Here is a 20,326-nt window from a genome sequence, read left to right as displayed (position 1 = left end):
AATCTTTATTAACTTTAAGAAAAAATGATCATGAAAAATGTACTTAATTTATTTATTATTCCCTCTTTACTGTTATGTAGTTTTCAGAAACAGAGTGAATTAGCCCCGAATGGGCATTTGGCTGTAGAAAATACGGTTAAAAAAGCCGACCGGATTATGTATTTGTTTTTTAAGGCAGATGCAGATCAATCCGGAAGTGAAAAAATTGTACTTCAGGAAAGCAAAATCTCCGAAGGCAGAATGAAGACGCTTCCTTCTTTTGACCGTGATCAGGTTCAAAGCGGTGACTTTATTATTACGGTTTTTGCCGAAGATGGAAAAGAAGCGTCGAAGCACCTTATTAAAGATCCTTTACATCCTGAACTGGAAGTCTATGAGAAAGATGGAGTGTCCAGACACAAAACGTCTCTTCCCAATGCAGAATTCAGTGTAAGATTCCCTTATTCTGAAAATATCCGGTCTGTAAAAATTGAAAAAGTAATGACCGACCGTGTACAATTAATATTCACTCAAAAACTATCATCATGAAAAAACTTTTATTATCCCTTTTAATTGGAAGCAGTTGTTTTGCCCAGGTATTTGACAAGGTTCCGCTCCTGCAAAGCGGAAGTAATGATAAACGAATTATTATTGCTGTTCTGGGAGACGGATTTACCACTGCACAACAAACATCATTTGTTTCGTCAGCCCAATCAACCGTCAATTATCTCTTTACCAAAAGCCCTTATCAAGAGTATAAAAATTATTTTAACGCCTATGCGGTCAAAGTAGTTTCTGCTGCTTCTGGAGTGAAACATCCGGGAACTGCTACCGACGTTACAGAGCCGGTTATCCCGGTTTCAAATCCTAATAATTATCTGGGATCCAGCTTTGATAATGGAGTTCACCGATGCATTTACAGCAGTACAACCAATAAAGTGGGACAAGTATTAGCTGCCAATATTCCTGATTATGATATCACTTATGTTTTAGGCAATTCTACCGAATATGGAGGGTGTGGCGGGACTTATGCCTTTGCCTCTTTAAATAGCTCAGCTAATGAAATTGTAGTGCATGAACTGGGACATTCTTTTGGAAAATTAGCCGATGAATATTGGTTCGCAGGTTCTGGTGAATCTCCTAATAAAACACAAAATTCCAATACTGCCACTGTAAAGTGGAAAAACTGGGTAGGAGTAAATAGTGTAGGAGTTTACCCTTACACTGAGAGTCCAAGCTGGTTCAGACCCCATCAGAGCTGTGAGATGAGATATTTGAATCAACAGTTTTGTTCTGTATGTAAAGAAGCTATTATTGAAAAAATTCATTCATTAGTTTCCCCTGTAGATTCATATTCTCCCGCTAATACTGCGACTGTAAATGCCAATGCTAACGTAACCTTTACCGTGAATGAAGTTCTTCCCAATCCAAACACCTTGGTAAATTCCTGGAAACTTAACGGGACAACACTCAGTGGAACAGGTAATTCAATAACAATCACGCCTGCTCAACTTAACAGTGGAAATAATACGTTGCTTTTTTCGGTAACAGATAACAGTCCGATGCTTAAGGTAAATAATCACAGCACGGTTCATTTTACCAATGTCAGCTGGACACTTAATAAGTCAGCTGCTAAAGTTTCTAAAGTTTCTGCCAAAGAAAAAGGGTTTAGCATTTACCCGAATCCTACTGATGGAGTATTTTACATCAGAGGAAAACAGGATTTTTCGAAAAATACCAGAGTGGAAGTATATGATGGGTCAGGAAAATTAATTTCTGCAAAGTCTGAGTTGAAAGATGCATCGACTTTGTGGGTGGATATCAGGAATGTTCCGGCCGGATCTTATTTGTTAAATATAACGGAAGATGATCAACCGATAATTTCTCAAAAAATAATCAAAGAATAAATGTAAACCGGCTGTAAGGCCGGTTTTATTTTGAAGTATTTGTAAGCTTTTTTTCAGCTATAGGAACCCATTTTCCATCATGACGCAAAAGTAAAATCTTATCGACTAAGAATTTAGTTTTATATTGAATATTCTGATATTTATCCCATGCTTTTAGAAAATTCTCCCAGGTAAGATCCCGATATCCTACCGTCATATGAGGCGTAAAAGAGTAACTGATAAAATTAAATTGTTGTTTTACTCTTTGGTAAAGATCTGTCAGATTGGGATTAGCTTCAGGCTGAATAAATATGACCGGGTTTTTGGGCTGCGCAAAGCTTCCGAATCCATTGAGTTCAATTTCAAAAGGATCCAGTCCGGTATCTATTTTCTGAAATGCCGTGAAGATATCTTCCTCCCAATCAATTTCTCTCGAAAAAGGAGGAAAAAGAGTAATATGGGCGTCATTTTTTAATGCTTTAGAATTACCATAAGAATCGGCGAGATCTTTTTTAAAGACTTTTACTTCTTCCATGATATTTTCAGGTGGATAGACTGCAATGAAGTACAATTTTTTCATGACGCCTAAGGTATTTAATTTTTTTGTTTGAGCTGTGAAAGTGTATTTTCAAGATTGTCTGTAATCTTTTTCACCTCTATATGTGGCCTAAAAGTAAAGCCTTTCCCTTTCTCTTCATCTGCAATATTAGAAAGGATAATGACTGACGTTTTGGTGTCCGGATAATAAATATTTAACGAAGGAGATCCTTTTATATAGCCGCTATGAAAGTAAGAATTTGGTTTTCCGATGTTCAGCATGATTCCGTAGGCATAGCCCATTTTACCAAAAATAGCATGACGTCTTTCGGCACTTTTAGCCATGAACATTTTTAGGGTTTCCGGTTTGAGAATTTTTCCTCCATAAAGAGCATTATTCCAGGTATGAAGATCCCGAATGGTAGAAAGGATACCTCCTGCAGGAGTTCCGATTTCCTTTCCGCCCAGTCGTTTTGGCATGTTTGGAACTTCTTCTGCTTTGGTTCCATTTCCCAGGTAAGCACTGGCAAAATTATTTCCTTTGAAAATATCTCCTGTGGAAGAGCTGGTCATGCCTGCTTTTTTTAAGAGTTTTTCAACATTCTGGTCATAAGATTCTCCGGACACTTTTTCAACAATTTTTCCCAATGCATTAAATCCGTCATTAGAATAGAAAAAGTCAGAACCGCTTTTAAACATGAGTTTTCCTCCTAAAAGATTTAATCCCGAAGTATGATTCAGAAGCTGATGAATGGTTATATTTTCGTACTCTTTATTCTGGAATTCTTTAAGGTATTTGGACGCTTTGTCTGTAACATTCAGTTTTCCCTGCTCCATCTGAAGAAGAACAAGAGCTGCTGTAAATTGTTTACTGACAGATCCAATGGCAAAAATGGTATTGCTGTCAATTTTAGTTTTTCGCTTAAAATCCGCATAGCCGCTTTCTTTTCGATAAAGTTGTAATGAATCTTTAAAGACGGCAATACTTCCATTGAAATGATACTTTTTAAAAACAGAATCAATTTGCTGTTCTAAAAGCGTCTTTTGAAATGCAGTAATCGTAGAATCAATGATGGCCTTTTTGTCGACCGGAACTTGAGGGGTTTCCGTTTTACATGAAAATAAAAAACAAAAAAGCAGAAGGAACGTTAAATTTTTAATCACGAGTGTCTTATTTTTTTAGTTTGATTTTAAAATAATGAAATGTTAAAAAGTCTTAAAGGATACAAAATTCGTGCTAGAATAGGTTTTTTCTATCATGATAAATAGACAATTCCAGGTTAAGGAGGATTTAATACTTTTGAACAGATTATTAATCAATCAACAATCATGAAAGAACATTTGAAGAACGACCTGGAAAATATTAATCACCTTTTAGATATTACGAAAAAGCAAGGTGTTGAGTATCTGGATTTTATTACAAACAGACCAACATCAGTACATCATATTCCTGTATGGGAACAGCAGGGTCTTCCGGAGTCCGGTTATGGTACAGAAGAAGCCTTGCAAATATTTAATAAAAGATTTGAGCCTGTTATGGTAGGTTCATCCGGGCCAAGATACCTTGGGTTTGTAACGGGAGGTACTACACCTGCTTCCATTGTAGGGGATTGGCTGACTACCATTTATGATCAGAATACACAATCTACAAAAGGGCAGGGAGATATTTCTGCCAATATAGAGCTGGAAACCATACAATTGATATTAAAACTTCTAGGCCTTCCGGATAGCTTTCTTGGAGGTTTTGTGACTGGGGCGACGATGTCTAATTTTACCTGTCTGGCGGTTGCACGTCAGTGGCAGGGGAAAGAGCAGGGCAGAGATGTGGCTAAAGAAGGAGTTTCCGGCCCGGTTAAAATCCTAACAGCTACACCACATTCTTCTTCGATAAAATCTTTGTCACTTTTAGGATTGGGAAGCAGCAATATTATTAAGGTTAAAACTGCCGGAGATGATAGGGAAGCTATTTGTATACAGGATTTAGAAGATCAGATTGTAAAGCTTAACGGGGATCCGTTTATTTTAATTTCAAGTGGAGGAACGGTAAATACGGTTGATTTTGATGATTTTTCAGAAATTAAAAAGCTAAAGGATAAATATCGTTTTTGGTGGCATATTGATGCGGCTTTCGGAGGTTTTGCGGCCTGCTCTACTACTCATAGCCATTTGGTAGAAGGCTGGGAGTATGCAGACAGTATTACGGTAGATTGTCATAAATGGCTGAATGTTCCTTATGAAAGTGCTGTATTTTTAATCAAAGAACAATACAAAGTCTTACAGGTGGAGACTTTCCAAAACTCCAATGCTCCTTATCTGGGAGATCCTTTGGAGAATTTTGGCTACCTGAATTTTCTGCCTGAAAACTCCAGAAGATTAAAAGCTCTACCTGCATGGTTTTCGCTTATGGCATATGGTAAAAAAGGATATCAATATATCATCGATAATAATATATCATTAGCCAACCAATTCGGACAAATGCTTGATGGTAGTCAGGATTTTAAATTACTGGCTCCCGTACGTCTGAATACAGTTTGCTTTACCCTGAGAGATGATGAAAAGCAGGATGAGGTGGGACGATTTCTTGAGGTGCTTAATAACACAGGTAAAGTTTTCATGACCCCCACTTTTTATAATGGGCATAAAGGTATCCGGGCGGCATTTGTTAATTGGATGACCAATGAAAATGATATTCAATTGATTTTTAAAACCATGAATGATGTCATTGCAGAATTAAAATAATACTACAAAACCCACTGGAAAGCTTCCGGTGGGTTTATTTTAAGATCAAATCACTGAACCAGAACACATACTCACCGGTTTCAGTTTCAGAATCAGTTTTTGGTTTGGGGTATGTTTTCTTTACTGTTTCTCCGATTTCAAATGATATAGGGCTTTTAAATATAGGTCCATCAAAAGTGAAGGTGTGGAACTCTCCGTTTTCTCCGCATGGATCAACATTTTTCGGTAAATCTTTGATGAAATCATGATCAATAATTCGTCCTGCAAAACTTTTGTCCAGATATGTTCCGTTCACACAGGTTACAATGGTTTTAAAGCCAAGATCCAGAAATTCTTGAATAAGATTGGATGTATTTTGTTTCCAGAGAGGAAATACTGCCTTCATGCCAATAGCGTTTAATTGTTCCTCTCTGTATTTTCGAAGATCTTCCAGAAAAATATCTCCAAAAATAGAATGTGTAATTCCCTGAGACTGTATTTCAGTCATCGTTTTACTCATGATTTCCTGATACTCTTCCATTGAAGGTTCTTTGGGTAACTCCATTTTAACCAAATGAATTTCAAGACTTTCTGCTTGTTTTTCTAAAAGAGAAACATGAACCCCATGCATAGAGATCCTCTGAAACTCCCGATTAATGCTGGTAAGCAGAGTGCTGATCTCATATTGATCTTGCTGTAATATTTTATAAAGGGCAAGAGCAGAATCTTTTCCGCTGCTCCAGTTAAATAGGGCTTTTGGCTTCATATATGGACCATGTTTTATTTAAATTTTAATATAAGTGGCAGAAATTGTAACAGTTATGTGGGTTATATTGTCTTACTTTTATAGAGGTACAAAAAAAATCGTGTATATTTAACAAAACTAAACAAAACACATGAGAAATCTATTATTCGGGACGGCTGTCCTATTTTTTACCGGAATTGCGAATCCTGTATTTTCGCAAAAAAATGAGGCTCCAAAATTCGTAAGCAATACGGAAGGAGTAAAAGAATATTCTTTAAGTAACGGAATGAAGGTACTCCTGATTCCGGATCCATCTCAAAGTAATATGGTGGTAAACATTGTTTATAGGGTAGGTTCAAAAGATGAAGGCTATGGCGAAAAGGGCATGGCGCATCTACTGGAACACATGCTATTCAAGAGTACCAAAAATCTTGGCGATATCAAAAAGCAACTTTCTGATAAAGGAGGAAGGGCGAATGGTACGACTTGGTTTGATAGAACAAATTATTATGAAATCTTCCCTTCCAGTGATGAAAACTTAAAATGGTCCTTGCAGATGGAAGCAGACAGAATGATTAATGCTACCATTTTGCAGACTGATCTGGATAAAGAATTTTCTGTTGTAAGAAACGAATTTGAAATCGGAGAAAATAACCCGACAAGAGTAATGATACAAAACGTATTTTCCACAGGATATACATGGCACAATTACGGAAACAGTACGATCGGAAGCAAGGAAGATATTGAACGTGTAAAAGCGCCTACCTTAAGAAAATTCTACGAAAAATATTATCAGCCGGATAATGCAACCCTTATTGTTGCGGGTAAGTTCGATGAAAATAATGCCCTGAAATATATTACGGATTATTTTTCTGGCCTGCCAAAGCCTGGTCGCGAACTGGGAGGAACCTATACTGTAGAGCCTGCACAAAATGGAGAAAAATATTTTGAGATTAAGAGAAACAACGATCAACAGATCATAGCAGCAGGTTACCACACTTCAGCCTATGCAGATAAAGATTATGCAGCTTTAAAGGCTCTATACGAGATTTTGACTTCCGATCCTTCAGGGTACCTGTATAAAAGTTTAGTAGAAACCCAGAAAGTTTCAGGGATCTGGGCATTCACCCCGGTCGTAAGAGATCCGGGAATGGTTTATTTCAATTTTGATGTTCCGAAAGATAAAAATCTTGAACAAACGACAGGACTTGTAAAAGCAGAACTTGATAAAGTCTCAACGATAAAGTATACCGAAGAGGATCTTAAAAGAGCCAAAGCCAAGCTGGCTAAGGATATTGATGATGCGAAAAATAATACCATCAATTATGCGATTGGCCTCACAGATATAATTGGAGCAGGGAATTATAAACTGGCATTTATGTATCGGGATAATGTCGAAAATCTGAAGTTGGAAGATATCAACAGAGTCGCTCAGAAATATTTTAAAAATAACAATCGTACTATTGGCGTTTTCAAGCCGTCTTCAAACGAGGAAAGAGTTTTTCCGGCTGAATTCAGAGACAACCAGATTGCAGATTTGGTAAAAGATTACAAAGGGAAGGCGCTGGAGAAAGAACCGGCTCCATTTGAAGCTTCTATCGCAAACCTAAAGAAGAACCTTACAGAAGGGAAATTATCCAATGGTATGAAATACGGATGGATTAATAAAGAGCTGAAAGGTGAAAAGGTACAGGGAACATTCAGATTACGTCTTGGAAATGAGAAAGATCTTCAAGGTAAAAATGCCATCGGGAAAATGACTGCTTCCTTATTAAAATCAGGAACGAAAACTAAAACCAAAGAACAGATTCAGGATGAATTGGATCAAATGAAATCTTCTGTTGATACTTATCTTTATGGACAAAATTTTATCATTGTTGTAAATACTTATAAACAACATTATCCAAAAGTAATGGCTATTGTGGAGGATATGTTAAAGAATTCTACCTTCCCTGAAAATGAACTGACTAAGTCTATTACAGAAACTAATACATGGCTCGAAGGGCAGTTAAAAGATCCTAATGCAATTGCAAATAATGAATTACAAAGATTAACTTCACCATATCCGAAAACAAGTATTTTTTATGAGCCTTCTCTGCAAGAGCAAATTGACGAAAATAAAAAAGTTACAAAAGCTCAGGTAGTAGACTTCTATCAAAATATTATGGGAGCCTCAGAGGGGGCAGGAACAGTGATAGGGAATCTTGATTCTAAATCGGTAGCTGCAGAACTGGAAAAAACATTTGGGAAGTTTATTTCAAAATCAAAATTCTCAGAAGTAAAGCCAACTTTCTTTGAAACTAAAAAAGAAGATAAAAATATTCTTACTCCGGATAAAGAAAATGCCGTAGCATTAGGAACATTAAGTTTCAAAATGAAACAGGATCATCCTGATTATCCGGCATTGGTTTTGGCTAATGAAATTTTAGGAAGCGGTGGTTTTCTTTCTGCGAGATTGCCGATGAGGCTTCGTGAAAAAGAAGGAATAAGTTATGGTGTAGGCTCTTATCTTAGTGTACCCGTTTCTAATGATGTTGCTTCATGGAATTATTATGCATTTTTAAATCCAACAAAAAGAGCAGCAGTGGAAGCGGCTATTAAAGATGAAGTAGGGAAAGCTCTGGCTTCCGGTTTTACGCAGGAAGAATTAGATTCGAATAAAAAAAGTTATGCTAACGGGAGAAAAACGAATTTAGGAACGGATAATATGCTGATCAACCTGGTGAATAACAAACTTATTTATGATATTCCATTGGAAAGTTTTGATGAGCAGAATTCAAAAGTTCAGAATCTGAAACTTTCTGAGGTTAATGCAGCTCTTAAGAAATATATCTCTACAAATAATTTGACATCAGTTTTTGCCGGAGATTTTAATAAAAAATAAATACCAATAAAAAAACGCAGAGAAATCTGCGTTTTTTTTGTCATATATTGATCTTTCATTTACATATTTCTTCTGTACTTACCACCCACTTCAAACAAAGCATTGGTAATTTGTCCTAAAGAACAATGTTTCACTGCATCAATCATTACTTCAAATAAGTTTTGCTGGTTGATGGCTGCGTGCTGTAATTTCTTTAATGCTTCTTCAGACTGATCTTCATTCGCTTTCTGGAAGTTGTGAAGTGCTTCAATCTGTGCCTGCTTTTCTTCTTCAGTAGAACGGATAACTTCTCCCGGAAGAACAGTTGGTGACCCATCTTTTCCAAGGAAGGTATTTACTCCAATAATTGGATATTCTCCGGTATGCTTCAACCATTCGTAATGCATGGATTCTTCCTGAATTTTAGAACGTTGGTACATTGTTTCCATCGCTCCAAGAACACCCCCTCTTTCTGTAATTCTGTCGAATTCCGTATACACAGCTTCTTCCACTAAATCCGTCAGTTCTTCAATGATAAATGATCCCTGAAGTGGATTTTCGTTTTTAGCCAATCCTAATTCTTTGTTGATAATCAACTGAATGGCCATTGCTCTTCTTACAGATTGCTCGGTAGGTGTAGTAATTGCCTCGTCATAAGCATTCGTGTGAAGTGAATTACAGTTATCGTAGATTGCATAAAGCGCCTGAAGCGTTGTTCTGATATCGTTGAAATCAATTTCCTGAGCGTGAAGAGAACGTCCGGAAGTTTGGATGTGGTATTTCAGCATCTGGCTTCTTTCGTCGGCTCCATATTTCAGTTTCATAGCTTTTGCCCAGATTCTTCTTGCCACACGTCCGATTACAGAGTACTCAGGATCAATACCGTTGGAGAAGAAGAAAGATAAGTTGGGCGCAAATTCGTTGATATCCATTCCTCTTGATAAATAGTATTCCACATAAGTGAAACCATTTGCCAGAGTAAATGCCAGCTGAGAAACAGGGTTTGCTCCTGCTTCAGCAATGTGATAACCCGAAATGGAAACAGAGTAGAAGTTTCTTACTTTTTCCTTAATGAAGTATTCCTGAACATCACCCATCAATCGTAAGGCAAATTCAGTAGAGAAAATACAAGTATTCTGAGCCTGGTCCTCTTTTAGGATATCGGCCTGAACTGTACCACGAACTGTAGCAATGGTTTTAGCTTTAATTTCAGCATATACCTCCGCAGGAATTATTTCGTCTCCGGTTAGTCCCAAAAGCTGTAATCCCAAACCATTGTTGGATGGAGGAAGTTCGCCGTTGTATTGAGGTCTTTCCAATCCTTTATCATCAAACTTTTCTTTCAGCTTAGCTTCAACTTTTGCCTCTAATCCGTTTTCTTTGATATATTTTTCAACATTCTGATCGATGGCTGCATTCATAAAGAAAGCCAGTAGCATTGGAGCAGGACCGTTGATTGTCATGGAAACTGAAGTCAATGCATTGACCAGGTCAAATCCTGAATATAGTTTTTTAGCATCATCCAAAGTGGCAATAGAAACTCCGGCATTTCCGATCTTGCCATAGATATCCGGTGGTAAAGCCGGATCCTGACCATATAATGTTACCGAGTCAAAGGCTGTAGATAAGCGTTTTGCAGGCATTTCTGCAGAAACATAATGGAATCTTCTGTTGGTTCTTTCAGGACCTCCTTCTCCTGCAAACATCCTTGTAGGATCTTCTCCTGTTCTTTTAAACGGATAAATTCCGGCTGTATAAGGGAAGCTTCCCGGAAGGTTTTCCTGGCCTTTCCATTGGATCAGATCACCCCAGTCATTATATTTTGGTAAGGCGATTTTTGGAATTCTTAAATGAGATAAAGACTCCGTTGAGGTTTCCACTTTAATTTCCTTACCTCTTACATAATAAGAGTAAAATTCAGCATGGAAAGCTTTTTTCGTATCATCCCATGTTCTTAGGAAATCGATGTTTTCCTGTTGAAGGTGTTTTTCTGCTTTTTGATATTCAGTATCAAGAACTTCATTGGAAATAATCTTTTTTACTCCTTCAATATGATACATGGTTCTGGCCAACTCGGCCTGTTTTTCAACATTGGCATCATATTGTTTGTTGTTTTCAACAATTTCAGACAGGTAACGTACTCTCTTTGGTGGGATGATCGTTACTTCGTCCGTAATTTCCTGTTCAACAAAAGTAATTAAATTTAAATCTGAAAATTTCTCATTTACTTTTGAAACCAGTCTGTTATAAAGCTCTGTTGTCCCGTGGTCATTAAACTGAGAAGCTTTTGTGGCATATACAGGCATATCCTCCAATGGGCTTTCCCATAAAAGGTGGTTTCTCTGGAATTGTTTTCTTACTGCCTGAAGGGCATCAAGAGCACCACGTTTGTCAGATTTATTTAATGCTACCAAATCTGCATAATCCAGCATGTCAATTTTTTCCAGCTGTGTGGATGCTCCGTATTCGGGAGTCATCACATACATGGAAACATCAGCAAAATCAGAAACTTCCGATCCGGATTGCCCGATTCCTGAAGTTTCAAGGATGATCACATCCGGGTGAGCCAGTTTCAATACATTCAAAGCAGAATGAATGAACGGAGAAACAGAAACGTTGTTTTCTCTCGTAGCCATTGAACGCATATATACCCTGGGGTCATTGATGGCATTCATACGGATTCTGTCTCCTAATAAAGCTCCTCCGGTTTTCTTTTTCGAGGGGTCAATAGAGATAATAGCAATTTTTTTATCCGTATTGGAACGTAAAAAACGTCTTACTAGTTCATCGGTTAAAGAAGATTTTCCCGCACCTCCGGTACCTGTGATACCGATGATAGGGATATTAAGATCTTTAGATTGTTCGTCGATTGCTTTTACCAATTCAGGTTTTTCATCTGAAAAGTTTTCAACGGCAGAGATAATTCTGGCAATACTTGTTGAGTTTTCAAAGCTGATCGCATCCAGATCTTGTGCAGTAACATCTTTTCCGGTTGCAAAATCAGATCGGTGTACCAGATCATCAATCATTCCCTGAAGGCCCAGTTCACGACCGTCATCCGGAGAATAAATTCTGTCGATACCATACGTCATCAGTTCTTTGATCTCTTCCGGCAGGATAACACCGCCGCCACCGCCAAAAATTTTGATCTGTGGTGAATTCTTTTCTCTTAAAAGATCATAGATATATTTGAAATATTCGTTGTGACCTCCCTGATAAGAAGTTAATGCAATGGCATTGGCATCTTCCTGGATGGCTGTATTCACAACTTCCTCTGCTGATTTGTCGTGTCCAAGGTGGATCACTTCACATCCTGTTCCCTGGATGACACGACGCATAATATTGATTGCAGCATCATGCCCGTCAAATAATGAGGCAGCTGTTACAATTCTTACCTTGTTGGTTGGAGTATATTTTTGGGTTTCCATAAAAATTCTAGAAAGTTTCTAAGTTCTCAAATATAACAATAAAAAAAGAACCTTGTGTTTGAATTTATGTTATTGATTTTCATTAATTTAATATAGTTTATTTAATTATATCTCCCCTATTTTGGGTTTGAAAATTTGAAAGTTGAAAAGTTCGGTAGTTACAGAATTAAAATGAGTTACGCGTTTTCACTTCAAATGGAGTCAATTTTAATTTCTCAAATTAAAATTTCTACTTTTGCAGAATATTTTACAGACATGCAAAAAGCTTTGATATATTTCGCGTTAGGAACAGCAGTAAGCTTCCTTATCAATTATTTCTTTTTAAGCTCTCAAAACCTGGGACTTGATATTTACTATGCCTTTGCTTTTGGTTCTGCATGGGGAATTGCGTACTATCTGGATACTCCCGACATTACATTGCCTCAAAAAATGGGGTTATCTTTTGTAGCCATGGGAATTCTGGTTCTGATAGGAACCTTGATTTTTGAATTAAAGTTGGCAATCCCGTCCATTTTAAAATTCTCTACAGTTTTTGTAGCTTATTATTTATTTGCCAGCTTCAGAGGAAGTAAGTCATTAAGAAAATAAAAAAAAAGAGGCTGTCAAATTTGACAACCTCTTTCATATCTAGTGGATCATCAGGAAACTTACCAGGGCAAGACCGACAACCAAAATCATAAATGCAAATAAATTCAGAGCAAGCAAAATACCTCCGATAAAGAAACTTACTATTCCGTGTGTATGATAAACACGGCGGTGTGCAACGAAGAAGTAAGCGATAATATAGATTAGTAACACAGATAATATCAGATATAGAATAGCGTTAATAGCCCCAATATCTGTAAGACTGGTCAATTTAACAATAAGGAACACAAATAAAATATTCAGCAAAAGGAACGAGAAATAATGGAGAGTGAAAATTCCATGATCAAAATACCACCATCTTTTTTTGTTGTGAAAAATCCATAAAAAGAAAGCGAACAATGGAAGATATATGAAAAGAGCCTTCGGCAGGTTGTGAAAGGATGTTGCAGTAAGATTTTTCGCAATCTCACCTTTTGTAACCCCCTTTTCTTTAAGCTCGAAGAATTTATGAGCTATCGGTATTTGGATAAAATCAAAAGCGGAAGGATTTTTGGCTGCCGCAGAATCATAAGATTTTCTTGTCTTGTAGCCTCCATATTGAACATCCTCATCTATTTTATTACTCATATCAAAAGCTTCCTCCAGGTCATCTACTTTAGCAGAATCCGGTAAGACATTTAAACTTTTAATTGTTGTAGAATCTTCTCTCGTCATTATAGGTTTAGCTTTTATACTATCCACTATTTTATTTGTGTTAAGAGCTCTCATCTTATCGAAAACACTCGCTTTGTCCGGGCCGTGTTGCTCCTTTGCTCCATCAAAGTTTAAATTAACCAATGGGAAAAGGGCAAATACAAAAAAGGTAATAAAACTGACGAAGATATAGAGCTTTACCGGAGGAACGAATTTTTGTCTCTTTCCTTCAAGGTATGTATTGGTAAGAGCTCCGGGTTTAAACATGAGATTTTTCAATGTTCCCCAAAACTGCCCGTCATAATGGGTAAAGTCTTCTACAAAATGGGTAAAAAGGTAATAGAAAGGATGTCGGCTTTCAATATTTTCCTGTCCGCAGTGGGGGCAGAATCTTTCTTCGACCTGGTGCCCACAGTTGAGGCAGGTTTTGTCTTCTCTTAATTTTCCGTGGCTCATGGATTACAGAATATGATCGCCACAAATATAAATATTTAGAGGATATAGTAATGATATCGTTAAGTTTTCACTGTAAATCTTAAAATAAAATTAATAAAAGAAAGAGTTGAGGGACCAAACTCTTTGCTTTATCACCCGTGTTCTTAGAATCCTCTAAACGTATTTTTTCATCGCAACAACTTTTTACAAGATTTATGCCAAAAGCTTAAAAAGTGTTAAAATCTATTGATAGAGCGGGAGAGAACTCCTATACTATAGATTAAATGAAATATGTTTTTGCGTTACAAAAATAATTTGTACCTTTGCACACCCTTTTAGGGGTAAATTATGTTTAATCTTTAACTAAAACGTGTGAATACATTAAGTTACAAAACTGTTTCAGCGAACAAAGCTACTGCTAATAAAGAATGGGTTGTGGTAGACGCTGAAGGACAGCCGTTAGGAAGACTAGCTTCTACGGTTGCAAAGATTTTGAGAGGTAAGCACAAAACGAACTTTACACCTCACGTAGATTGTGGTGATAACGTAATCGTTTTGAATGCTGGGAAAATTACGCTTTCCGGAAATAAGTGGGCTGATAAGACTTACATCTGGCATACAGGTTATCCTGGTGGACAGAAGTCTATGACTGCGGCTGAACTTCAAAAGAAAGATTCTTTAAAAGTATTAGAGAAGTCTGTAAAAGGTATGTTACCTAAAAACAGATTAGGATCTGCTATTCTTAAGAACCTTTATTTATATGAAGGAACTGAGCACAAACATGAAGCTCAACAGCCTAAAACAATTAATGTTAACGAATTTAAATAATTAATTATGTCTATAGTTCATAAAATCGGAAGAAGAAAAACTTCTGTAGCAAGAGTTTATGTAAGACCAGGTTCTGGTGTTATTACAGTAAACGGTAAAGATGCTACAACTTATTTCTCTACAGACGTGATGGTTTATAAATTAAACCAACCGTTTATCCTTTCTGAGACTGTTGGTCAGTATGACGTTACCGTAAATGTTTTCGGTGGTGGTAATACAGGTCAGGCAGAGGTTATCAGATTAGGTATTTCAAGAGCTTTATGCGAGATCAACGCTGAGTTCAGATTAGCATTGAAGCCTGCTGGTTTACTTACAAGAGACGCAAGAATGGTGGAAAGAAAGAAGCCAGGTCAGAAAAAAGCAAGAAAGAGATTCCAATTCTCAAAACGTTAATTTTCAGACTTCAGATACAAGGTCTCAGATTTCAGAATTTTTTTGGTCTGTTATCTTATGTCTAAAATCTATTTATCAAAACAAAAAATTGCCCGTTACGTTTAGCATCCAAACGCTTCTCCCATCTAAAGAAGTTGTTGATTGTTTAAAAGACGGAAAGTAAACTAACAAAAACAGAAAACATGGCAAAAGCAAATGTAAAAGACCTTTTAGAGGCTGGCGTACACTTCGGTCACATGACTAGAAAGTGGAACCCAAATATGGCTCCATACATTTTTATGGAGAAAAACGGTATTCACATTGTAGACTTACATAAAACAGCAGTTAAATTGGATGAAGCTTGTAGCGCTTTAGAAAAATTAACTTCTGCAGGTAAAAAAGTTCTTTTCGTAGCTACTAAGAAGCAAGCGAAAGAAGTTGTTGCAAAACACGCTTCAGAACTTAATATGCCTTATATTACAGAAAGATGGCCAGGTGGTATGTTAACGAACTTCGTTACTATCAGAAAGGCTGTAAAGAAGATGAACTCTATCGACAAAATGAAAAAAGACGGTACGTTCGAAACTTTATCTAAAAAAGAAAGATTACAAGTTGACAGACAAAGAGCTAACTTAGAGAAAAACTTAGGTTCTATCTCTGACATGGTTAGACTTCCTTCTGCAATCTTTGTAGTTGATATCTTAAGAGAGCACATCGCTGTAACTGAAGCTAAGAAATTAGGTATTCCAGTTTTCGGTATCGTTGATACGAACTCTGATCCTAGAAAAGTAGACTTCGTTATTCCAGGAAATGATGATGCTTCTAAATCTATCGATATGATTTTGAGTATTGTTTCTGATTCTATCAAAGAAGGTCAGTCTCAAAGAAAAGCTGATAAAGAAAAATCTAAAGAAGAAGGAGAAAAAGTATCTGCTGATACAGATGCTGATTTCGATGCTGAATAATTAAAGATTTTCTTTAATATAGAAAAACGCTGGATTTCGATCCAGCGTTTTTTTATTATCTATAACAGTAATTATTTCTTAGGACATACTGTGAATTCAGGGAAATCCGGGTCTGTAGTCGGAACAACGACTCCGATTCTACATACACCGCCACAGCACATTTCTCCCATTTCCATACTGCAGCCATCCAGACAGCTTCTGTATCCTCCTGTAATTGTTCTTAGCTCAGTTCTTGAGACTTTCTTTAAATTTTTCATGGTTTTTAGTTTTAGTTTGTTTCCTACTCTATAAGCTTTTCGGATTCCGCATTTATATGTTTTAAATATAATTAAATATTTAATATAATACGTAGAATATTTAATTAGCTAATAAATTTTAGGAAAATTGCTATTTATTGTAGATTTAATTTCAAACTTATCAAATAAAAAACCCACAGAATTCTGTGGGTCTATTTTTTAGTTTCTAAGCGTTATAGAATAGGAGCTTGTAATGTATTTATTAGATTGATATCTCGAATTACAAACCATTCCGGACAAACTGTAATTTTGATTTTTAGGAATCATTGTATAGCCTATTTTTCCGGCACCGATAGGAATCTTTTTAAAGAAATTGTTTCCGCTTATAGTTAGAACCATATTACAAGGTGACTTATTTTCTACCGAGATAGATGTTCTCAGGCTGGCAGGATCATCATTATTAAGAAGATCACTAAGAACCTCAGCCGTTTCGGGTTTGTAGGTCTTCAGCAGTTCATTATATTCTCTATCTGTATTGGCTATGCTTCCGCCGGAATTACCGCCAGGATAGGAGGTTCTTATAGGATAACCTCCATAATTAACATTACAACTGGTTAGCATGGAAGAAATTCCGATAAGGACTAATAGCTTTTTCATACCCGTCTATTTTTTTATTTTCTTTTTTTTCAAAGGTTTTTCCGGCTCAGGATCTTCTATGGTATTTTTTGATTCTGCTCCTGGCTTCCCCGGATTATCAATCGTTACAAATATACTTCTTTTTATGTCCTTCAGGGAGGTATATTTCATATCACAAACATTACTGTTCAAGGTGTAAGAACCTTTGTTGAGCACAATGAAATTCTCTCCATGAGCAGGCACAGCAAGATTGTAAAAACCTTTTCCTTCAATTCTGAGTACAATATTACAATCCGAATTATTTTTGAACAAAAGAATAGCTTCCTTCTTTGTAATATCTTCATTAAGCATGGCATTCAGAAGTTGTACGGTCTTGCTCTTATGCTCAGCAGATGTTTCTGCAAGTAGCCGTTTGAATTCTTCTGCCTCATCAGAGGTCGGATTTCTCATGACACTCTTAGGAATGTCTGAAATCACAGGCCTTGCTTCCATAGGTCTGGCATTCTTTTTCCCTTTTGTCCATTCGGAGTTTTTTAAAGCAATGAGCTTAGGTTTCAGCACGCTTCTCTTTGGATCGTCGGGATGCGAGTTCTTTAGGTATTCTTCAATTTCCGGGATATTTGTGCTTTTTAAAATGTCTTTACTCCCTTTTTGTGCGAAAGTAAAGCCTGGGAAAAGAAATGTGAAGAATAAGATCGTTAAAAAATTTTTTTTCATCAATTAAGTTTATTTCATCAGCTTATCCGGAATTTTATATAAGTTATTGTTTTTCCTTTTGCCGAGAATAGCTCTTCGTAATACGTTTTGATGTCTCTCAAATGTGGTGTATCAGGATCGTATTCCGGCGCACCATAGATATCGTGGTGAGCGGAAATGATTTCATAACCTGCTCCCTGCAAATACCCTAAAGTATATCCATGTAAAAACTCTGAATCTGTTTTTAAATGAATAATACCACCAGGTTTCAGGAACTTTTTATAACGGGCTAAAAAATCCGGATGGGTTAATCTGTGTTTTGTTCTTTTGTATTTAATTTGTGGATCCGGAAAAGTAATCCAGATTTCGTCCACTTCATTTTCGGCAAAAAAATAATCTACAAGTTCGATTTGTGTTCTTAGGAAAGCCACGTTATTCATATTGTTTTCTACGGCTTCTTTTGCGCCAAACCAGAATCTTGCACCTTTGATATCAATCCCGATAAAGTTTTTTTCAGGAAATGTTTTGGCGAGTCCTACAGAATACTCTCCTTTACCACAACCTAATTCCAGGACGATAGGATTATCATTTTTAAAGAAATTTTTTCTCCAGTTTCCTTTAAGTTCGTAACCTTTTAAAGCATCCTCTCTTGTTGGTTGCATTACGTTTGGTAAAATCTTATTTTCTGCGAATCTCGCTAATTTATTCTTGCCCATGAGTCATTTAAAATGACTGCAAAAATAGTAAAATTTGCATAGACTTCCTGTCTTTTAGAGGCAAAAGACATTATTGACGATGGTTTACTGTTCTGATTATGGGGCTACTGCACTTCCAAGGGCCACCATGATGGGTCTTTCTATAGTTTTCTGTGAGGCATACTGAGCTCCACAAACCAAACTTGTGAATAGATATTGCCCTTTTTCAATCACTATTGAGGCTTCGCCCTGTGCCGGCACTGCAAGCCTGTACTTGATGGTACCTACCCCTTCCATCCGGACAATGATGTTACAATCTGATTGATTCCGGATCAGAACGATACATTCCTTGGCGTTGGGATCATTGTCAAATAGAGAATTGAGGATTTTTACCGTTCTGTTTTTATGTTCCACAGGATTGACGGCCATCAGCAGATTGAATTCTTCAGCTTCGGCATTGGGAATGGCAGCGTTAGCACTTGCGTTTACGACAAAGGTGTTTTGAGCATTGCTGGGTGTATATACTGTGGTTGGCTGTTTTGCTGCTAATTCAGCCTTATATTTTGCGATTTGTTTCTGTTTGATGATGGCATTCATTTCATCAAAAGTAATCTTTGTAGAAGGCCTTCTGCGTAATAATGCAAGCATTTCCTGCATATCTTTTACTTTCTGATCTGCCGGATGAGCATTTTTGATGTATTCCTTCATCATTTCCATAACCCGTGGCTTTAGAACCGATCTTCGGGGATCATCGGGATGGGCGTCTCTGAGGAAAGCATTAATTTCGTAAATATTATTGCTTTTTAGAATTTCACTGTAATCCTTTCCCTTTTTTTGGGCAGAGAGACTGAAAAACAGGACCGTGCAAAGAAGTAAAAGTATTTTTTTCATTAATATATAATAAGTTAAAGATTTGGTACTTTTTCTTAATTTGTGTTTAGGCCATTAGTCTTTATTATGATAACGGAATACCACTCTTTTTATTTTAAACACTTAATTGTGATATAAAAATAAATATATTTTTGAATATTAAATAAATGTATGCATAAAAAAATAAATTATTCAGATTAAAATACATAACGCATGGTAAAATGGTAAGGAACTGTTTTACCATAAAAAAATCCATGTAAATTTTTACATGGATTTCTTAATATATTGGACTATTTATCTTCTTTATTGAAAATGCTATTGAGTAATAACTTCCTGAAGATGGGAGTTTCTTAACCTTTTTTGATAGATAGGCAGATATTTTTCAATAGGTATTTTTACTGCTTCAAAATTACCGGCTGATATATAAGGCTGAATATTTTCAGAGCTGTAAACAAATTGCAGGAAGTTGTCAATAAGGTTTTCGGGAATCTTAAACCTCAGGAAATAATCTTTACCCAGGTAATTTTTGATCTGAGTAACCGAAGAATTCATCTTTTCAAAGGCCTGATAACGTTGTTTTTTCTTTCTTTCCCCGGAAAGGATATCATAAATACTTTCCAGACTGAAGGTAAGTCCGCCGTCCCTTAATCCGGCAACCGGAAGCTCAGGAGGAGTACCGTCCCCTTTAGGCTGAGGAAGTCCGATCACTTTTTTAATAGCCAGTGCCTTATCCTCTTTTCTTAACGAATTAACATCATATCGCAGGTTTCCCGTTGGTTTAAATCTATTGAGGACAATTTCCTGGATTTCATAATAAGCAATTTTTAGTTCAACCAGGTTTTTCTGTTCCATCATCTGAGGAGTCAGTTTGATATCCTTTCTTTCAGTAACGATAGAGGTAAAACGGATGACATCTCCGGGGTTGGCCGGAACATTAAAATTACCGTTATAATCTGTAAGAACTGTTTTTTGAGTGTTCAGATTGGTAACATATACCTGGTTAAGATATAAAATAGAATTGTCTCTTAGAAATACTTCTCCAGAGTATATTTGAGCATTGATTTTTGCCAGAAAAACCAATAGTAGTAACGTAAATAGTTTCTTCATATAATTGGCAAAATTACATAGAAATAAAGCAATTTGTACTTTATTGGATAAA

19 protein-coding genes are annotated in these 20,326 nt (G+C 36.5%); 8 read left to right on the top strand and 11 right to left on the bottom strand.

All coding sequences use genetic code 11. The features are described from left to right. Nucleotides 1–30: 30 nt before the first annotated feature. Together EG342_RS03085 and EG342_RS03080 are read left to right on the top strand one after the other, a co-directional pair. The gene (locus EG342_RS03085) at nt 31–528 is read left to right on the top strand and encodes a hypothetical protein (protein ID WP_123868020.1); all 498 of its coding nucleotides are present in this window, start codon (nt 31–33) and stop codon (nt 526–528) included. Then, a complete protein-coding gene (locus EG342_RS03080) occupies nt 525–1,886 on the top strand; it encodes a T9SS type A sorting domain-containing protein (RefSeq protein ID WP_103291757.1) in 1,362 nt (453 codons plus the stop codon). Before EG342_RS03085 ends, EG342_RS03080 begins: the two co-directional genes overlap by 4 nt. Nucleotides 1,887–1,911: 25 nt before the next feature. Here the strand turns inward: EG342_RS03080 and EG342_RS03075 are convergent, their stop codons facing one another. After that, nucleotides 1,912–2,445 (bottom strand): 2'-5' RNA ligase family protein, encoded by a 534-nt coding sequence (locus EG342_RS03075; protein ID WP_103291758.1) that lies wholly within the window; start codon nt 2,443–2,445, stop codon nt 1,912–1,914. 14 nt (nt 2,446–2,459) lie between these two features. After that, nucleotides 2,460–3,566: a serine hydrolase domain-containing protein gene (locus EG342_RS03070; protein ID WP_103291759.1), complete on the bottom strand. Its 1,107-nt coding sequence runs from the start codon at nt 3,564–3,566 to the stop codon at nt 2,460–2,462. Between the two features lie 165 nt (nt 3,567–3,731). Between EG342_RS03070 and EG342_RS03065 the strand changes: the two genes are divergently transcribed. Beyond that, nucleotides 3,732–5,141, top strand: coding sequence for a pyridoxal phosphate-dependent decarboxylase family protein (locus EG342_RS03065; protein ID WP_103291760.1), 1,410 nt, complete (start codon nt 3,732–3,734; stop codon nt 5,139–5,141). A gap of 34 nt (nt 5,142–5,175) precedes the next feature. On the opposite strand, the gene EG342_RS03060 is transcribed toward EG342_RS03065, so the two are convergent. Further along, nucleotides 5,176–5,886, bottom strand: a complete 711-nt coding sequence (locus EG342_RS03060) for a Dph6-related ATP pyrophosphatase (protein WP_103291761.1) — start codon at nt 5,884–5,886, stop codon at nt 5,176–5,178. A 130-nt stretch (nt 5,887–6,016) separates the two neighbouring features. Between EG342_RS03060 and EG342_RS03055 the strand changes: the two genes are divergently transcribed. Then, the gene (locus EG342_RS03055) at nt 6,017–8,749 is read left to right on the top strand and encodes a M16 family metallopeptidase (protein WP_103291762.1); all 2,733 of its coding nucleotides are present in this window, start codon (nt 6,017–6,019) and stop codon (nt 8,747–8,749) included. Nucleotides 8,750–8,808: 59 nt separating this feature from the next. Here EG342_RS03055 and EG342_RS03050 read toward each other — a convergent pair whose 3' ends face one another. Next, nucleotides 8,809–12,156, bottom strand: a complete 3,348-nt coding sequence (locus tag EG342_RS03050; RefSeq protein WP_103291763.1) for a methylmalonyl-CoA mutase family protein — start codon at nt 12,154–12,156, stop codon at nt 8,809–8,811. A gap of 255 nt (nt 12,157–12,411) precedes the next feature. On the opposite strand from EG342_RS03050, the gene EG342_RS03045 reads away from it, so the two are divergent. Then, a complete protein-coding gene (locus tag EG342_RS03045) occupies nt 12,412–12,744 on the top strand; it encodes a hypothetical protein (protein ID WP_103292152.1) in 333 nt (110 codons plus the stop codon). Between the two features lie 39 nt (nt 12,745–12,783). Here EG342_RS03045 and EG342_RS03040 read toward each other — a convergent pair whose 3' ends face one another. After that, complete coding sequence (locus EG342_RS03040) at nt 12,784–13,890, bottom strand: DUF3667 domain-containing protein (protein ID WP_103291764.1); 1,107 nt, start codon at nt 13,888–13,890, stop codon at nt 12,784–12,786. Between the two features lie 351 nt (nt 13,891–14,241). Here EG342_RS03040 and rplM point away from each other — a divergent pair, with 351 nt between their 5' ends. The 3 genes from rplM to rpsB all read left to right on the top strand — a co-directional run bounded on the left by rplM (nt 14,242) and on the right by rpsB (nt 16,034). Next, entirely contained in the window at nt 14,242–14,697 is a 456-nt protein-coding gene (gene rplM / locus EG342_RS03035) for a 50S ribosomal protein L13 (protein WP_047385928.1), read from the top strand. Nucleotides 14,698–14,703: 6 nt separating this feature from the next. Further along, complete coding sequence (gene rpsI / locus EG342_RS03030) at nt 14,704–15,090, top strand: 30S ribosomal protein S9 (protein ID WP_123868019.1); 387 nt, start codon at nt 14,704–14,706, stop codon at nt 15,088–15,090. A 182-nt stretch (nt 15,091–15,272) separates the two neighbouring features. Beyond that, nucleotides 15,273–16,034 carry a 30S ribosomal protein S2 gene (rpsB, locus tag EG342_RS03025; RefSeq protein ID WP_045501217.1) on the top strand — a complete coding sequence of 254 codons (762 nt, stop codon included), beginning with the start codon at nt 15,273–15,275 and terminating at the stop codon, nt 16,032–16,034. Between the two features lie 71 nt (nt 16,035–16,105). Here the strand turns inward: rpsB and EG342_RS03020 are convergent, their stop codons facing one another. The 6 genes from EG342_RS03020 to EG342_RS02995 all read right to left on the bottom strand — a co-directional run bounded on the left by EG342_RS03020 (nt 16,106) and on the right by EG342_RS02995 (nt 20,274). After that, nucleotides 16,106–16,291: a bacteriocin-like protein gene (locus EG342_RS03020; RefSeq protein WP_103291766.1), complete on the bottom strand. Its 186-nt coding sequence runs from the start codon at nt 16,289–16,291 to the stop codon at nt 16,106–16,108. Nucleotides 16,292–16,489: 198 nt separating this feature from the next. After that, complete coding sequence (locus tag EG342_RS03015) at nt 16,490–16,927, bottom strand: DUF6759 domain-containing protein (protein WP_103291767.1); 438 nt, start codon at nt 16,925–16,927, stop codon at nt 16,490–16,492. 6 nt (nt 16,928–16,933) lie between these two features. Beyond that, on the bottom strand, nt 16,934–17,623 hold the full coding sequence (locus EG342_RS03010) for a DUF6759 domain-containing protein (protein WP_103291768.1): 690 nt from the start codon (nt 17,621–17,623) through the stop codon (nt 16,934–16,936). 17 nt (nt 17,624–17,640) lie between these two features. Beyond that, nucleotides 17,641–18,318 (bottom strand): tRNA (guanosine(46)-N7)-methyltransferase TrmB, encoded by a 678-nt coding sequence (gene trmB, locus EG342_RS03005; RefSeq protein WP_103291769.1) that lies wholly within the window; start codon nt 18,316–18,318, stop codon nt 17,641–17,643. 96 nt (nt 18,319–18,414) lie between these two features. Next, nucleotides 18,415–19,188 (bottom strand): DUF6759 domain-containing protein, encoded by a 774-nt coding sequence (locus EG342_RS03000; RefSeq protein ID WP_103291770.1) that lies wholly within the window; start codon nt 19,186–19,188, stop codon nt 18,415–18,417. Nucleotides 19,189–19,482: 294 nt separating this feature from the next. After that, complete coding sequence (locus tag EG342_RS02995; protein WP_103291771.1) at nt 19,483–20,274, bottom strand: hypothetical protein; 792 nt, start codon at nt 20,272–20,274, stop codon at nt 19,483–19,485. Between the last annotated feature and the right edge of the window lie 52 nt (nt 20,275–20,326).

This window comes from Chryseobacterium lactis, assembly GCF_003815875.1.
GTDB classification, from domain to species: domain Bacteria; phylum Bacteroidota; class Bacteroidia; order Flavobacteriales; family Weeksellaceae; genus Chryseobacterium; species Chryseobacterium lactis.
The sequence above is the reverse complement of the archived record's forward strand: the minus strand, read 5'-3'. Positions and strand labels throughout refer to the sequence as shown.

Bases quoted from the DNA above. Each gene is read 5' to 3' on its own strand.
- EG342_RS03085 (WP_123868020.1), top strand. From the start codon at position 31: ATGAAAAATGTACTTAATTTATTTATTATTCCCTCTTTACTGTTATGT.
- EG342_RS03080 (WP_103291757.1), top strand. From the start codon at position 525: ATGAAAAAACTTTTATTATCCCTTTTAATTGGAAGCAGTTGTTTTGCC.
- EG342_RS03075 (WP_103291758.1), bottom strand. From the start codon at position 2,445: ATGAAAAAATTGTACTTCATTGCAGTCTATCCACCTGAAAATATCATG.
- EG342_RS03065 (WP_103291760.1), top strand. From the start codon at position 3,732: ATGAAAGAACATTTGAAGAACGACCTGGAAAATATTAATCACCTTTTA.
- EG342_RS03060 (WP_103291761.1), bottom strand. From the start codon at position 5,886: ATGAAGCCAAAAGCCCTATTTAACTGGAGCAGCGGAAAAGATTCTGCT.
- EG342_RS03055 (WP_103291762.1), top strand. From the start codon at position 6,017: ATGAGAAATCTATTATTCGGGACGGCTGTCCTATTTTTTACCGGAATT.
- EG342_RS03050 (WP_103291763.1), bottom strand. From the start codon at position 12,156: ATGGAAACCCAAAAATATACTCCAACCAACAAGGTAAGAATTGTAACA.
- EG342_RS03045 (WP_103292152.1), top strand. From the start codon at position 12,412: ATGCAAAAAGCTTTGATATATTTCGCGTTAGGAACAGCAGTAAGCTTC.
- EG342_RS03040 (WP_103291764.1), bottom strand. From the start codon at position 13,890: ATGAGCCACGGAAAATTAAGAGAAGACAAAACCTGCCTCAACTGTGGG.
- rpsI (WP_123868019.1), top strand. From the start codon at position 14,704: ATGTCTATAGTTCATAAAATCGGAAGAAGAAAAACTTCTGTAGCAAGA.
- rpsB (WP_045501217.1), top strand. From the start codon at position 15,273: ATGGCAAAAGCAAATGTAAAAGACCTTTTAGAGGCTGGCGTACACTTC.
- EG342_RS03020 (WP_103291766.1), bottom strand. From the start codon at position 16,291: ATGAAAAATTTAAAGAAAGTCTCAAGAACTGAGCTAAGAACAATTACA.
- EG342_RS03015 (WP_103291767.1), bottom strand. From the start codon at position 16,927: ATGAAAAAGCTATTAGTCCTTATCGGAATTTCTTCCATGCTAACCAGT.
- EG342_RS03010 (WP_103291768.1), bottom strand. From the start codon at position 17,623: ATGAAAAAAAATTTTTTAACGATCTTATTCTTCACATTTCTTTTCCCA.
- trmB (WP_103291769.1), bottom strand. From the start codon at position 18,318: ATGGGCAAGAATAAATTAGCGAGATTCGCAGAAAATAAGATTTTACCA.
- EG342_RS03000 (WP_103291770.1), bottom strand. From the start codon at position 19,188: ATGAAAAAAATACTTTTACTTCTTTGCACGGTCCTGTTTTTCAGTCTC.
- EG342_RS02995 (WP_103291771.1), bottom strand. From the start codon at position 20,274: ATGAAGAAACTATTTACGTTACTACTATTGGTTTTTCTGGCAAAAATC.